This is a genomic window from Mesorhizobium sp. M0030 (genome assembly GCF_040323695.1).
In the GTDB taxonomy this organism is placed as follows: Bacteria; Pseudomonadota; Alphaproteobacteria; order Rhizobiales; family Rhizobiaceae; genus Mesorhizobium.
In genome coordinates this window covers 1-568 of the sequence record NZ_JAMYVE010000050.1, presented here as the reverse complement: position 1 = coordinate 568, position 568 = coordinate 1, and the positions used below count along the sequence as shown (strand labels likewise).

The 568-nt window shown below is 66.4% G+C and carries 1 protein-coding gene; it reads right to left on the bottom strand.

Annotation, left to right across the window (positions count from 1 at the left end; genetic code table 11):
* Positions 1 to 568 (bottom strand): Ig-like domain-containing protein (locus NKJ80_RS31420; protein ID WP_352498963.1); only part of this gene is annotated, 568 nt, incomplete at both ends.

The following is a 568-nucleotide window of genomic DNA, read 5'->3' as shown; positions in this document are numbered from 1 at the left end:
GCGGTCGGCACGTCGTCGACGATGGTGATGACGAGATTGCCGGCTGGAGCGCTGTCGCCGTCGGCGTCGGTGACGACGACCGCGAAGCTGGTGCTCGACGGATCGGTCAGCGTGTTGTCGATCAGCGTATAGGCGTAGCTGATGGTGCCGATGCCGGTGGTTGCATTGTAGACATAGCTGGCCGTCAGCGATCCTGTGGTGCCGTCGGCAAAAGTCTGGGCCGAGCCGGTCAGCACATGGCCACCCAGCGAGACGGTGGTCAGGCCGTCGGGCGAGGTGAAGCCGATGGTGCCCGAAGTGGTCTCGGTGGTTGCAGGCTCGTTGGAGCCGGCCGGTTCGCCGGCGCGTGCCGGCAGGCTGGCTTCATAGACGGTGGTGGTGGCGCCGCCGGCAGCCGGAATGGCGTCGGTCGGGGTTGAATCGCCGATGGCGATGGTCAGCGTGGTGTGCGAGGTGTCGCCGTCGCCGTCCTTGATGGTGTAGGTGAAGACATCGCTGACGCCGCCCTGCGTGCCGGCATCGCGAACATAGGAGTAGGAGCCGTCGGCGTTGAGCGTCAGCTTGCCGT